Origin of the sequence: Endozoicomonas sp. ONNA1 (assembly GCF_024606325.1) — a bacterium.
In the GTDB taxonomy this organism is placed as follows: domain Bacteria; phylum Pseudomonadota; class Gammaproteobacteria; order Pseudomonadales; family Endozoicomonadaceae; genus Endozoicomonas_A.
The window spans coordinates 1-14,019 of the sequence record NZ_JAHHPN010000632.1; the positions used below are offsets into that span (position 1 = coordinate 1).

Below are 14,019 nucleotides of genomic sequence, written 5' to 3' on the forward strand. Positions count from 1 at the left end.
CTCAATTTCTTGCAATCCTCGCTACGGACGCTTAAGTCCGACAGGCTGCTAGAGAAATCCGGCTGGAACATACACACGCAAATTCGCGAAGAAGTTACCTTTGCCGTTGGTCGTATAACCGTCAAAGGCACACTCCACAGCCGGGGGAGGGGAGAAAGGCGGGCTGACTAACTGCTCTTCTAACGGGACGGCCTGCCAATCGCCATCATTGAAGCCAAAGATAATAACCACAGTGTGGGAGCAGGTCGGCAACAGGCACTGGAATACGCCGACCATCTTGATACTCCGTTCGTAAAAGCATCAGCGCCCCTTCTATATCAACAAGGACGGCAAACGTCCGCGCTACTATCAGGCCAACGCCATCAAACGGACCATTGAGGCCATCGCCAAGGGCCAGGATCGTATCCTGCTGGTCATGGCCTCTGGTACCGGCAAAACCTACACCGCCTTCCAGACCATCTGGCGACTATGGAAGTCGAAACAGAATTTGTATAAATCAGTCATGGTCCGCCTCCGGCAGCCAGTCTTCTGTCATGACTTGTTCGTAGGTCCATGGGCATTCAGTCGGGAAAGCGTCGGGTTTGCACTGCATCTCTCTGGCGGCCAGCTTTCGGGCATAATCATAAGCCTTCGGAAAAATCTCAGTCAATTTGCTATTGAGAGCAGGATTTTCCTGAAGCTCTTTCTCTATGGCGTCCCGCTGCTTGGCAATACTGGTTGACCAACTTCGGAACCAACGATCCATCTCATGCAGATCATTTTTTCCAACCTGCATCTGCCATTTAAGAGCGTGCATGAGTAATTGAGACAAACGGCTATCTACAGAACGGTAACGGGCTCTACCCATGTCCTCAACTTCCTCAACCAGGTTGTCAATGTCCAGTTCATCAAAACGGCCTTGCCTGATAAGCTCAGCTTGTTGGTAGGACCATGTGTAGAAATCAGTGTCGTACAAGTTTTCCATAAAATACCTCCATTGGCCTACCAATGTAGGCAATTAACAGAAGGGAATCAAAATGAATTACCAAAGCACAGATGCCTTTGCCGGGTGCTTTACCAGGCGGTGACGGGCAAGAAAGAAGAGCATTACATCTTCAGGCAATTCTCGCCCGACTTCTTTGACCTGATCGTCGTGGATGAGTGCCACCAGGGCAGCGCCAAAGGTTACTGTCAATCACGTTGTATCTCCATTTGTTGTAATTTTTCGGTAATTTAAGGCGTAGAAAAACCTGAGGGTCCGACATACAGGGGTATTCCGACCCCCTTCAAAAACGGATAACAGGCCATCATCATTTTGCAAACAAAAAGTGAGTCACCAGCATCGCAAAATAGCAACAGCGTTAAACAACGTGGTCACTAGCGACATCATCGAAGCAACCCGCAATGGTGAAAACGAACCAAGGGGCCGACCACCCGCTTGATGAATCTTCAGGAGATGGACGGAATGATTAAAGCGACTACCGACCACTAGCTGGTCACCACTGAAGTCAAACGTAATTCGGTTTCCCGGCCAATCCGCACTTCCATGGGGGCTGGCCAGAGTTGTTTGATAACAGATGCTACCATTGTCAAACTGAACAACGTGCAAGCCCCGCTCGCCAGCAATCAAAAAGGTATTGCTGTAGTACTGTCGGATTTCATCCAGTTTTCCCAGGTCTGGCCAGCTTGACTCGATGGTATCCTCCACTCCCTCCCCATTCGGTGGAAACATGGCATTCTCACACGGATTGAATGAACAAACCTGTTGGGTCATGGCCTGCTGCCCGGTAGCGGTTTGACATTGATGGGAATACAACCGACAACCAAGAGCTTGGTAGGAATAGTGAGCAGGACCCGTGCCAGTGGTTTGATTAACCATCTTGGGAGGGCATAAAACTAACTCTCCACCTCTATGGATAACCAACAAGTGTGCATCTGCGAAGGTAGCCCCAACGGGTTGATCAATAACCACCTCATCAATAGCCGGTGTCAGTACCGTTACAGGCCGCCAATCTCCAGCCGATTGCTCAAAGCAGGCTATTTGGTTGTCAAACGTCCAACTGACACACAATTGCTTGCTGTCTTTACTGAAACTGGCAGAGGAGCAGCCCTGGCGAAAAAGATAGTGACTTTGTCCACCAAAGCGTTGGAATGATCCCGTTTGACAGTTTTTTTCCTGCTGATAAACCCGCAACTCACCCATGAGTAGAGAGCAAGCCGCCAGCCATTTACCATCAGGGCTCACCCCAAGCGACGAGACACCAGCAAACGCCACCAAAGGGCCTGTGGTCAGCTGCCCCTGTTCCCAAATGAAGCTGCCAATACTTCCTCCCTCTTTATCCGAATCACTGGCCACGTAGAAGCAGTTTTCTCTTTTAACCAGGCTTCGGTGTTGTCTTGAGTTGGGTGATATCTGGATCGTCGTTTGCACAACACACTGGTCAGAACCCTCTGAACAATGGAATGCAAGACAGAGCCCTCTGTCGTTTAAAACAACCACTGTCATATTCGCAGTTACATTGTGTTTTTGGGCAAATAATGCAACGCCCGCAGGAGCACCAAACCATTGGGTCTTATTTGCAACCTGATAGGTTTCGTGCATCAACACATTGTCAATCAATGTCAGTCCAAGTCCGAAAGAAGGCATCCCAAAAAATAGAAAAATAACGGTAAAGCAAGTACAGCCCCCGAGAGCCTCAAAACAGGCAGAAACTTTACGTAAAATATCAGTATTCATGATCAATATTACTTCCCGGGCGGTAAGGCAGAATTTACCGTTCCAGTCATTTCCGCGAAAGTGAGAACCTCCCACGACTAAACTAAAATAGCTGACCATATAAGGTAGCATGCTTAATCAAGGGTCTGCTTACAAAAAAACTTCTAAAAAACTTCTCACTGTGCCTGAAAGACCAGTTTTTATGGTATGCAAAAAATTTGTAACGGGACCGCCGGGAAAGTCTACAATGCAAGACTCAACTAAACAGCTGTAACGGATTAGCGAACTGCACCTTCAGGTTGAAGCGTTTTTTTGCAACAGAACCAAGAACAAGGATATTGCCAATGGGCACTACAGATGCTGATACCGAGCCATCTGCCGGGAGTGGCTTGTTTTGCTTTTTATTGATGACGCAATACCTGAAGAAAACCATTGACATGAGTGTCATCAAACATGAGTTCTGCCCAGAGGGAGAAGACCTGACCCCACTGACTATGCTCAGAGCCGCCAGACAACTGAAACTGAGAGCCAGACAAGTTAGAATCAGGCGACAGCGATTAGCTAAAATACACTGTCCGTTTATTGCCATAGACAAAAACGAGCATTTTTTCATTATAGCCGCCATCAGCGATGGCAAAGCATTGATTCAACGGGAGGGAATGAGACCAGAGTCAATTTCTTTGGATGACCTCTGGAGTCACTGGCGTGGCCAGGCCATTTTAATGACTGATCGAAGCATTCTGCCAGGCAAAAATCAGCACTTCGATATCAACTGGTTTATACCGGCTATTGTCAAGTTTCGAAAACTGTTCAGAGACATATTGATTGCTTCGTTTTTCTTACAGCTATTTGCCCTGCTGACGCCACTTGTTTTTCAGGTGGTGATGGACAAAGTGCTGGTTCACCGGGCGGAAATGACTCTGAATGTACTGGTTATCGCGCTGCTGGCCATTTCCCTGTTTGAGGTTATGTTGGGTGGCTTGAGAACCTATGTTTTTTCACATACCACCAACCGGGTTGATGTTGAATTAGGTACCTGGTTATTCCGGCACCTGCTGAAACTTCCTGTTGCTTTCTTCCAGAATCGACCCGTGGGTCAGGTTGTGGCTCGTGTGCGTGAGCTGGAAAATGTGCGTAATTTCCTGACCAGCAGTGCTCTCACTCTGGTCATTGATCTGTTTTTCAGCTTGTTGTTTATAGCTGTCATGTTCTTCTATTCCAGTCGGCTGGCCTGGATCGTGGTCAGCTCGATTCCATTCTACATTATCATTTCTATTTTGATCACTCCCCGCCTGCGCCAGAGAACCGAAGAATTGTTTCACCGCAGTGCCATTAACCAGGCATTTCTGACCGAAACCCTGACCGGGGTAGAGACCCTTAAATCCATGGCCATCGAACCCCAGATGCGCCAGCGCTGGGAACATCAGCTGGCCGGTTTTGCCCAGGCCTCTTTCCGTTCCGTGGTGACGGGCATGTACGGCAGTCAGTCGGTACAGCTGGTGAACAAACTGTTCATCGCCCTGTTGATGTGGCAAGGATCTCTGGAGGTCATTCATGGGCATATGACGGTAGGCGAATTGATCGCCTTCAATATGATTTCAGGGCAGATTTCTGCCCCCATCCTGAGGCTTGCCCAACTCTGGCAAGACTTTCAGCAATTTCGCATTGCTATCGCCCGTCTCGGTGACATCATCAACGCCCCCACCGAGCCCCAAAGTCATTTAAGCCAATCTTCACCACCGGCAATGAAAGGAGCCATCAGGCTTGAAAATGTTGTTTTTCGCTACAGCCCTTCGAGCCCCGCAGTACTGAACCGCATAGACCTGAACATTCCTGCAGGACAAGTGATCGGCATTGCCGGCCGTTCAGGCTCTGGCAAGTCAACGCTGACCAAGCTGATCCAGCGGCTCTTTATACCAGAAAGTGGCAAGGTTTATATTGATGGTGCCAACCTTTCACTATTAAACCCAGCCTGGATCCGACGCCAGATCGGTGTCGTCCTCCAGGACAGCGTGCTGTTTAATGGCACCATTCGGGACAATATTGCTCTTGCGAATCCAACCCTGGATATGGAATCAGTCATCGCTGCAGCCCAACTGGCCGGAGCCCATGATTTCATTATCGAAATGCCCCATGGCTACAATTCTGAGCTGGGTGAGCGCGGCATAGGGCTATCAGGCGGACAGCTTCAGCGCCTGGCGATAGCCAGAGCACTGGCCACCCAGCCCAATATCCTGATTTTTGATGAAGCAACATCAGCTCTGGATTATGAGTCAGAAAAAATTATTCAGGACAACATGCGGGCTATCTGCAAAGGCCGCACCGTCATCATCATCGCCCATCGACTCTCAACTATCCGTCATTGCGATCGGATTGTGGTGATCGAAAAAGGGGTTATTGAAGAAGATGGCAGCCATAACGAGCTGGTTCAACAGCGTGGCCGCTATGCTCAGCTGTGGTCTTCACAAATCGGTGTAGCAGAACGTGTTTAAACCATTGGGACGCATATTCACGCTGATCAAGGACAGCCTGCACCATGAGAAAAAGCATCCTCAGGTCAGGCGCAAAAAAGATGAACTGGAGTTTCTGCCGGCAGCGGTTGAAATTCTCGAATCACCACCGTCACCGTTTGCTCATGTCCTGATGTTGCTAATTTGTGCCCTGCTGACTTTTGTTTTGCTCTGGAGCTGGTTCAGCTTTATTGACACCGAAGTCACTGCCAATGGCAGAATAATACCAGTGGGCAAGGTCAAGGAAATACAATCACTGATTGCTGGCCGGGTGGATACCCTTTATGTCACAGAAGGTGAGCATGTTGATAAAAACCAATTACTGATCAAGCTAAACCCCACTGAACCAGAAGCTGATATTCGCCAGATTGAAGCCATGTTGCTGCACAACCTACTCAATGTCGGGCGATTGCAATTGTTGCTTGAATCGGCAACGGAAACGCCTTTGGCTCCGCCTCCCAACCTGCAGCAGTGGATTACCCAGGCTAAGCTACCACTCTCGGGAAAGCCAAGCCCTGACCAGTGGTTTCGCCAGCAACAGTTACTGGATTATGACTACCAGCATTATCAGAGCAGCAATCAATCCATAGTGCAGCAAATCAGTCAGCGCCGGGCAAAAATCATGGCGATTCAGGCCGAAATTGATCGACTGCAAATGCTTAACCCCCTGCATCTGGAAAATGAAAAAGCGACTCGGCAATTATTGGACAAAGGTCTTGTTTCACGACTGGAGTGGCTGGCCGTCAGGGAAAAACAGCTGGATACCAGCCAGCAGCTGCAAGTCCAACAGAGTCACCAGAATGAAGCAAAGGCAGAGTTGGCAGCGCTTGTTAGCGAAAAAGAAAGTAGACAAAAAGCATTTCGGCATGAACGCATGGAAAAACTCAATGAGTTCAGTGACAAGATTACTGAACTAGAGATCAGCATTATTAAAGCCAGGGAACACAACCAGAATTGTTATATCCGGGCACCGGAAGACGGCACGATACAACAATTATCGGTGCTGGGTGACGGCTCGGTGATCCAGCCGGCGGTCACTTTGATGTCGTTGGTTCCGGACAATGCCCAGCTACAGGCGGAAGTCATGGTGGAAAACAAGGATATCGGTTTTGTGAAGGTGGGGATGGTGACCGATATCAAAATAGAAACTTTTCCATATACATTTTTTGGCTATCTGCAAGGCGTAGTTGAGCTGGTTTCCAAAGATGCACGGAACCTGGGCGAGCAGGGATTAATGTACCCGGTATACATCCGATTGAACCAGCAATTTGTCAATGTTAACGGTCAGAATGAACCTTTGCATGTGGATATGATGGTCTCTGCCGAGGTAAAAACCGGTAGACGCCGACTGCTGGAATTTTTTCTGGAACCCTTTTTGCGCTACCGGGATGAAGCACTGAATGTCCGTTGAGGGTGTGTTGAAAACAGACTCCCGGCCTCAGGCCGGGCTGTCCAGAGACTTTTGAGTGAGACTTAGACGCTTCTGCTGCTCAACCTGGTCCAGCTCCAACTGGTATTGCATCTTCCTGAGCCTGCGATTGAACACAAAAGTCGCTAACCAGACGGCTGGGTTGTAAGAATCCTGCTTTTTCAATTGAACAGAAGGTGACTGAAGTTGCAGCCTCGAACCTTTTCCGACAATGGGCAGAACCACCTGTACGGTCATCTCTTTCTTACCGAGGAAGAAGCTCATCCACAAGGACAGTTTTTTCATCAAGCTCTGTGGAGCAATTCGCATTTCGAAATCAGCCATCCTTTTTCCATCTTTTGTCCGGAACTGTGGATTAATTACCCCTACGCAGTCTTTCAAGTCATTGAACTTTAATGCCTCTGGTGACTTTTCTGTGGCAGGCTGGACAACGGCCTGGGATAAAGGCTTCCTGACCGGTGCTTCTTCGGCTTTGGGTGTTTCGACTTTGGATGCTTCGACTTTGGATGCTTCGACCTTTTCAGGTAACGATGATGAAGGTGGTGTGACTGCGTCGGTTATTCGAGCGTTAACTGTTGTTGACTGAAGCCGTTCAGGCTCAAAAACAGAAGATCGTGCCATTACATTCTGCGGAGGTTCCGGATTTGTCGGCACACTATCTATTGAAAGCGTGTCATCTGTGGGCACACTATCTATTGAAAGCGTACTATCTATTGAAAACGTACTATCCATTGAAGTTGTTACGACAGGATCAGGTTTTGAGACCTCAGCATTCGGGGTTGAGTTCTCTGGTGATTTTGGTTTTGAAAAAGGGGAAGTCACTTCCCTGTTCAGGGGTACCTCTACCTCCGGCAGCGATGAACTCCGTGATACTGACGGTTCATCTTCCAATGAATCCAGAGAGGTGGAGCTGTTATAACCTTCACCAGCTTCGTCCTGAACAGGTTCATCCACCCTCTCTTGCTGCGGCTCTTGTTGCGATTCGTTCTGAGAGAGCGGCAATACCAGGTGCTGCAGTTTTTCTGGCGCAAAAACAACGGGATCAGCAAAAACGCCCTCTTCACAGAGTTTCCAGACTTTCTGCTGAGACTCCTGAGTTAAACCTGCCGACGCCAGTGCTGACGCCATCTCCACTGCATCAACATCATTCGAAAGCAGGTCTCCGGTTTTCTTTACAAACTCCTCGCTGCGCTGCTGGTACTGGCTATCTTTCTCCGCTGAGAAGTTCACCTCCCCCTGCCGGGTCAGGCAGGAAACCGTACCCAGATCAATCTCCAAATAATCAGAGATTTGAGCCCCCCCCGAGTGCTTCTTTTTGGCCGTCTCCCTATAAATCGGCATAACGACTTTTTCCAGTGTGTTGGAGTCCACTGGAAACTTCAGCTGCAACAGTTCCTTAACCAGGGGTCCATAGGGTGGGCGAATTTTGATAGCTGCGCCTCTGGCGATGACCGGTACCGACCTTTTCTCTCCCGTCGCTTCGTTCTGAACGGTGATATCGCTGGCCATCTCCGGAATACTCAGCTCCACGACACCGCGTTCACTGAAAGAAAAATCAGATACATTGATCTTGAGCTGATTCAAGTCAACAGAGCAGGTATTTGATACAGGAATATTCATTTCCGGAATATCAAAATGCTTTTGTAAGCCTGCCGGGTTGGCATTGGCCACAGCCGCCAGCCCATAGACCAGATCGATCAGCACCCGGTTCATCTCAACGTACGACTCAATATCTTTTAATCGTTTTTGCTGAACGTCTCTTGCCTGTTTGCTAAACATTAACTCGCGGCTTTTGACTGCTTTCTCTTTCGCTACCATTTCCAGCTCGCTGGCCGCTTGATGATCCATTTGTTGACACCGGTCTTTTGCTTCGCCCTCAGGCATGCGTTTCATATCTTCCCGGAGTTGACCAAGATCGTCATTTCGCTCTTTTTCTTCTTTGGCCAGATTTTCGCATACCACTTCCAATCCTTTATGCTTCCATTGCTTCTCAGCTTCCAATGCAGCAAGAGGAGGCTTGGAGCTTCCCGACATTAGCGGGATCACCAAATCAATCAGCGAGTGAGCAAACGGAGCGTCTTGCAGCGCCATAGTTTGTCCATCTTTTTTCTCTAACTGAAGGCTTTTAACAGACACTTCAGCCACATCACTGAACCTGGATTTAGGCGGGTTTGTGAACATGCCATCAAAAACAGGCTTCAGCGCTTTGTGCAATCCATAAAGATGCATGGGAGCTTTCACAATATTGCCGGTCAACGCTTGGTGCAAGTAGTCACTGGCCGGAGGCTTCATTTTGATACGGATGCCTCCGGATAAAGTCATTGGCTCGACCTCGCCACTGGCACCCATTGACGATACATCTGCCCTGATATCGGCAATATCCAGTGTCAGCTCACCCGTGGGTGACAAAGAACACTGCTCTATAAACACACCAACGTTTTGCACCTTCAGCTCAGCACCGGTCGATAGTTTGGTCGACATATCTCCCAGATTGAGGTGATAAACCTTGCCAGCAGACGGCCCTTTTTCGGACTTTTTAAAAACGTGTTGAAGCCCATGTATCAGTTTAAGTCCGGGACCCATTTGCTCTTTGATCAACGCCAGGAAGTCTTGCATCTCTTTCTTGATCTTCTTATTCCAGGCTTCCAGGAGAGGCTCTGTCTGATTGATCCCCTGAAAGTTTAGCTCCAGCCTGCTCAGTTCAGCTCTTAATTCAAAAAACCTTTTTTGGAGTTCTGCAAATTGATGCTGCTCGTCAGGTTTCAGGTGGGGAAGCTTTTGTCTTAATTTATTCTGTTTAACCTGAATGGATTTCATCTCAGCCATAAAGGTCTGCAGTTTCTTTCTGTTTTCCCCAGCAAACTTTTTATTGCTATCTAACTGGTCGTTGGCCTTGTTGCCAAGGACGCCCATTCCGAGTCGGATGAACCCCATCGCTGCAGTGGAAAAGGTTCGCAGGAGGGCGTTCCAGAAGCTGCCCTTCACTTTCTCAATGACAACATCCCGTTTGTGGATAGGTACATAAGGGGAGTGCTGGCCTGCTTTAACTTCCAAACCTTCCAATGCAGCACCGGTCGTTTTGTGAACAGACACGTCCCGGGGGCCCATATTGACCTTCGAGGGTTGGGTATTACCGGAGGGTATCGATGGATTTTGATGTGTATCCTGCCTGCCCCTTGGGCCATTTACAGGAAGATTGGGGCCGCCAGTTTTCATGTCATTAACCATGCTCAGATAGTAGATTTTTATATCGCCACTTTGCTGCTGAGCTTGAAGCAGGCCAACTTGTCCCTCCTTTCCCCACAGGTGTTTTTTTGGTGCATGATTGCTTGTTTTATAATCGCCAAGAGGTAGCGGTCGGGTAAGAGATGATTGTGTATACTGACCATTGACCAGAGGAGACCCTCAATGAGCGATTTGTACGAAACTGATTTCTATAGCTGGTCGTACCAACAAGCCGAGTTGATCAGACAAGGCCGTTTCAGCGAGTTGGACATCGACAATCTGCTTGAAGAAGTTGAAGACATGGGCAAGGCTCGTTACCGGACTTTAAAGAGTTCTCTTGAGCAGTTGTTTCTCCATGCGCTTAAATGGCAAATGCAATCGAAAAAGTATGATCTTCATGGCATGGATCAGTGGTATCGGAGTTGGGCGATCAGTATCGGCAAGCAACGAATTGCCATTCAACAGGAGTTGGAAGAAAACCCGGGGCTAAGCAATAAGCTGGATGAGATTTTTTTAAAGGCTTATAAACATGCCAGGAAGTTAGCCGCCAACGATATGCAGTGCAAAACGAATGATTTCCCGCCTGAATGCCCATGGAGTTATGAGCAAATCATGGAGGAAGGTTGGTTGCCTGATTAATAGTTAGGTCATGGGCAGCCCCTGCCAATTAACAATCGTCACCGATCAACCGTTCATCAATTCTTGCTATTTACCCTCACCTGCTGGCATACCCTTAACTGATTAGCCGTGGCCAACTCATAATAAGAGACTATACTTTCCTCGCGCCTGACTCGTCACAAAGAGCACTTTTCATGAACATTCCTTCGTTAAAAGTACCGGTCGTTACAACCTTTATTCTAAGCGCAATCCTTCTTATCACCGTTGTTCAGACTCCAATCGCTCTGGCCTGTACAGCCATTACGCTGGTTTCAGAGGACCATGCGGTCATCCAGGCTCGCACTGAAGAGTGGGGAACCTTCGATCTGGAATCAAAAATTATGGTGATACCACGAGACACTGCCTTTACAGGTCTCACACCCGATGGCAAACCGGGCTTAAGGTGGAAAACCAAATACGGAGTTGTTGGTATCAATGGCCTGAACAAACCGTCGCTTATCGATGGAATGAACGTAAGAGGCTTGGCGGTTTCAGTGCTGTACTTGCCCGGCGTCGCCGAGTTTCCACCCTATGACCCTGCCAAAGCAGCAAACACAATCGGCCCTCAAGACATCAGCAACTGGGTACTGACTACTCAGTCTACGATAAAAGAGGTAAAGCAAAATCTTCCAAAAGTAGATGTTGCCCCCGTGAAGGAAAAAGGCTTGGGCAATATCGTGCCGCCGATTCATTTCATGATGACAGATCGCTCAGGGGCATCAATTGTGGTGGAGTACACCCATGGCGGCAAGCTAAGTATTTATGACAACCCCGTCGGCGTGTTGACCAACAGTCCAGAATTTCCGTGGCATCTGCAAAACCTGAGAAACTACGTCGGCCTTACCGCTAAAGCGAAACCGGGCATTAAAGTAGGCGATCTGGAGTTAGCCCCTCACGGTGCTGGTTCGGGCATGATAGGCCTGCCTGGCGATTACACTCCCGTTTCCCGATTTGTTCGGGCTGCAGCACTGAGAAACTCAGTACGCCCACTCAAAGACGGTTATGCCGCCGCAATGGAAGCACTGCGCATCCTGAACAATTTTGATATTCCTTCTGGTGCAGTACTGGCCAGAGATGAACTCCCCAAAGACGACACTCTGGGTTCCACTCAGTGGACGACAGCCATGGATACCAAAGACTTGAAATACTATTACAAAACCATGTTTAACAGCCGTATTCGAGAGATTGATTTTGCATCGGTAGACTTTGATAAATCCGGGATTCGCTACCGCGATCTGGATCTGAAAAAACAGCAGGATTTGAAGGTCGTGGATATTAAGTAGTCACTGCTATGATTTAAACGCCGGGCCTTGTGGCTCAACAAACAAGATTGATCCGCTCGGATTCTCGGGTACCTATGACGTGGAATACTATCGATCTTCACGGGTATGCCAGAGCCTCAAAATATAAATGTTTGAGTTTTGGATTTCGTAGCGCATTTCATAGGGCCCTACCAGCACCTTTCTGACTTCTCTGGGGTCAAAAGCTTCAAGTCTTTCACCAAGCCTTGGATTTTCTATAAGACTGGCAGGACTGGATGTCAAAGACTGAACTGTTTTAGCTGCTGCGTGCTTATTCACAAGAGCTAAAAAATCATACAGCCGCGACAAGTCAGAAAGAGCTTTACTCGTCCACTTTATTTCCATTAGCGCGGCACCGGCAAGGGGGTTTCAGTTCCAAGACTTTCTGCCCACTCCTGCACGGCCTGATGATCAATGACAGCATTTGCGTCTACATCTGCCAGTGCTTCCCGGGTTAGCCTGTCGCGTTCCTCTTCCTGATCAATCCAGGCAGATAGAGCCTGTTTGATAATCCATCCCCTTGATCGCTCAAGTCTTTTTGCCAGCTGTTCCACTTTTTCGGCCAAAGGTAATGGCACATGGGCAGTAAGTACCTTTGTGTCTGTTTGAGCCATGATAATCCCTCTCTTAATCAGATATTAACAACTTTGAAAAATAGTGATTAATTATGATTAAGTCAATAATATTGCCAGATTTTGGTCTACCTTAACCTGACGTCAATTTGATCAAGATCAGAATGTCCAGATGGGATTACAAAGTGAGGATTGAAGATGAAAACCGGGAAGAATTCTATTATCAGTGAATTCAACCGACCACGCTATTCAATGGATGAATTGCTGGCCCAGTGCGATCTGTCAGCCGCCATGCCGGAAGAATTTACCGAATGGGATTCCATCCCGCCTGTTGGGGATGAAGCACTTTGAGCGTTTACGACTGTGGCAATATTGTCCGAGTGAATAGAAATAAACATTACTTAAAAAGGATATTTGTTATGGCTCATACATCAATGCTGCACGTCCGTGTAGATGCCGCATTAAAAACAGAAGCAACCGAAAAGCTGGCCAACTTCGGCTTAACCCTGTCTGATGCGGTTCGGATCCTGCAAACCCGGATAACCAAAGAAGGTGGCCTGCCCGTCGGCCTCACCAGTGACCCTGAAGCGCATGATGCCTGGTTCCGGGAGCAGGTTAAGCAGGCCTTGAACTCTGAAGATGTTTTATCCCATAACCAGGTTATGGATGAAGCCCAAGCCTTGATCGAAAGGAAAAAACAACGTGCATAAATTGGAGTGCTTGGGCCCTGCTCGTAACGACCTTTTGACCATTATTGATTATATCTCCGATGATAACCCAGAGGCGGCCCTTCGACTCAAGGACGAAAGTGTAAATTGCCAAACGTACCAATTTTGGTACAATTAAGAAATGAAAATTATAGCCGTTCGATTCTTTGTTGCGTCTTCAGGGAATGAGCCTGTCCGGGAGTGGCTGAAATCATTGTCCCGTGATGATCGCCGGACGGTGGGTGAAGACATTAAGACTGTTGAGATTGGCTGGCCTATCGGTATGCCACTGGTAAGAAAAATGGATGCGAAGCTTTGGGAGGTTCGTATCCATCTATCGGATGCCCGTATTGCCAGAGTGCTCTTCACAGTAGCCGGTGCTGACATGGTGTTACTGCACGGCTTTATCAAAAAGTCGGATAAAACCCCGGCAAACGATCTTAAGCTCGCAAAAACACGCCGTGATGACGTGCTAAGGGAACAAAAAGGAGGCAAGTGATGAGTAATCCCCATATTGGCAGTAGTTTCGACGACTTCCTGGAAGAAGAGGGCTTGCTGCCCGAATGCCAGGCAGAGGCTATAAAGCGAGTCCTGGCCTGGCAAATCAGCGAGTACCTGGAAACAGAGAAGGTCAACAAATCAACCTTTGCCCGCCGCCTGGGCACCAGCCGTTCACAACTGGATCGTCTTCTTGATCCCAACAGCACCAGCCTGAACCTGAAAACACTGGCGAATGCCGCTCTGGTGATGGGGAGAAAGCTGGAGTTGAGGATTGTTTGATTTGCCCGGTTCTTAGCCAGGTTGGCGGTAGATGCTTTAACGGGCTTGTTTTCCGATAAGGTCTGCAAGAGTCGCTTTGCCTGTTGGGTCACCTATCTTCACTAATCTCTTATCCATTCTTGAGATTATATTAGATAGCTTTA

The 14,019-nt window shown here is 48.3% G+C and carries 13 protein-coding genes and 2 pseudogenes; 10 read left to right on the forward strand and 5 right to left on the reverse strand.

Features of this window, described 5'->3' with window-relative positions; all coding sequences use genetic code 11:
* Positions 1-9 precede the first annotated feature (9 nt).
* Positions 10-484 (forward strand): annotated as a pseudogene (locus tag KDK19_RS24435) (DEAD/DEAH box helicase family protein); the annotation flags it as partial.
* Between the two features lie 12 nt (positions 485-496).
* Here the strand turns inward: KDK19_RS24435 and KDK19_RS14810 are convergent.
* Entirely contained in the window at positions 497-964 is a 468-nt protein-coding gene (locus tag KDK19_RS14810) for a DUF29 domain-containing protein (protein WP_257292257.1), read from the reverse strand.
* 87 nt (positions 965-1,051) lie between these two features.
* Between KDK19_RS14810 and KDK19_RS24440 the strand changes: the two are divergent.
* Positions 1,052-1,159, forward strand: a pseudogene (locus tag KDK19_RS24440) (hypothetical protein); the annotation flags it as partial.
* A 153-nt stretch (positions 1,160-1,312) separates the two neighbouring features.
* On the opposite strand, the gene KDK19_RS14820 reads toward KDK19_RS24440, so the two are convergent.
* Positions 1,313-2,716, reverse strand: coding sequence for a WD40 repeat domain-containing protein (locus tag KDK19_RS14820; protein ID WP_257280700.1), 1,404 nt, complete (start codon positions 2,714-2,716; stop codon positions 1,313-1,315).
* Between the two features lie 323 nt (positions 2,717-3,039).
* Here KDK19_RS14820 and KDK19_RS14825 point away from each other — a divergent pair, with 323 nt between their 5' ends.
* Both KDK19_RS14825 and KDK19_RS14830 read left to right on the forward strand, forming a co-directional pair.
* Positions 3,040-5,187 carry a type I secretion system permease/ATPase gene (locus KDK19_RS14825; protein WP_257275080.1) on the forward strand — a complete coding sequence of 716 codons (2,148 nt, stop codon included), beginning with the start codon at positions 3,040-3,042 and terminating at the stop codon, positions 5,185-5,187.
* Entirely contained in the window at positions 5,180-6,616 is a 1,437-nt protein-coding gene (locus KDK19_RS14830) for an HlyD family type I secretion periplasmic adaptor subunit (protein ID WP_257292258.1), read from the forward strand. The genes KDK19_RS14825 and KDK19_RS14830 overlap by 8 nt, the downstream gene beginning before the upstream one ends.
* A 27-nt stretch (positions 6,617-6,643) precedes the next feature.
* On the opposite strand, the gene KDK19_RS14835 is transcribed toward KDK19_RS14830, so the two are convergent.
* Positions 6,644-9,850, reverse strand: coding sequence for a hypothetical protein (locus KDK19_RS14835; RefSeq protein WP_257292259.1), 3,207 nt, complete (start codon positions 9,848-9,850; stop codon positions 6,644-6,646).
* Between the two features lie 192 nt (positions 9,851-10,042).
* Between KDK19_RS14835 and KDK19_RS14840 the strand changes: the two genes are divergently transcribed.
* Together KDK19_RS14840 and KDK19_RS14845 are read left to right on the forward strand one after the other, a co-directional pair.
* Positions 10,043-10,498 (forward strand): DUF29 domain-containing protein, encoded by a 456-nt coding sequence (locus KDK19_RS14840; protein ID WP_257288189.1) that lies wholly within the window; start codon positions 10,043-10,045, stop codon positions 10,496-10,498.
* A 173-nt stretch (positions 10,499-10,671) separates the two neighbouring features.
* Entirely contained in the window at positions 10,672-11,799 is a 1,128-nt protein-coding gene (locus tag KDK19_RS14845; protein ID WP_257288188.1) for a choloylglycine hydrolase family protein, read from the forward strand.
* Positions 11,800-11,886: 87 nt separating this feature from the next.
* On the opposite strand, the gene KDK19_RS14850 is transcribed toward KDK19_RS14845, so the two are convergent.
* Together KDK19_RS14850 and KDK19_RS14855 are read right to left on the reverse strand one after the other, a co-directional pair.
* Positions 11,887-12,162, reverse strand: a complete 276-nt coding sequence (locus tag KDK19_RS14850) for a type II toxin-antitoxin system RelE/ParE family toxin (protein ID WP_257275087.1) — start codon at positions 12,160-12,162, stop codon at positions 11,887-11,889.
* Positions 12,162-12,431, reverse strand: a complete 270-nt coding sequence (locus tag KDK19_RS14855; RefSeq protein WP_257275089.1) for a CopG family ribbon-helix-helix protein — start codon at positions 12,429-12,431, stop codon at positions 12,162-12,164. The genes KDK19_RS14850 and KDK19_RS14855 overlap by 1 nt, the downstream gene beginning before the upstream one ends.
* A 156-nt stretch (positions 12,432-12,587) precedes the next feature.
* Between KDK19_RS14855 and KDK19_RS14860 the strand changes: the two genes are divergently transcribed.
* The 4 genes from KDK19_RS14860 (at position 12,588) to KDK19_RS14875 (ending at position 13,876) form a co-directional block, all read left to right on the forward strand.
* Complete coding sequence (locus KDK19_RS14860; protein WP_257275091.1) at positions 12,588-12,740, forward strand: hypothetical protein; 153 nt, start codon at positions 12,588-12,590, stop codon at positions 12,738-12,740.
* A gap of 68 nt (positions 12,741-12,808) precedes the next feature.
* A complete protein-coding gene (locus KDK19_RS14865; protein ID WP_257275093.1) occupies positions 12,809-13,099 on the forward strand; it encodes a type II toxin-antitoxin system RelB/DinJ family antitoxin in 291 nt (96 codons plus the stop codon).
* 139 nt (positions 13,100-13,238) lie between these two features.
* Entirely contained in the window at positions 13,239-13,595 is a 357-nt protein-coding gene (locus tag KDK19_RS14870) for a type II toxin-antitoxin system RelE/ParE family toxin (RefSeq protein ID WP_257275094.1), read from the forward strand.
* Positions 13,595-13,876 (forward strand): helix-turn-helix domain-containing protein, encoded by a 282-nt coding sequence (locus tag KDK19_RS14875; protein WP_257275095.1) that lies wholly within the window; start codon positions 13,595-13,597, stop codon positions 13,874-13,876. The genes KDK19_RS14870 and KDK19_RS14875 overlap by 1 nt, the downstream gene beginning before the upstream one ends.
* Positions 13,877-14,019 lie beyond the last annotated feature (143 nt).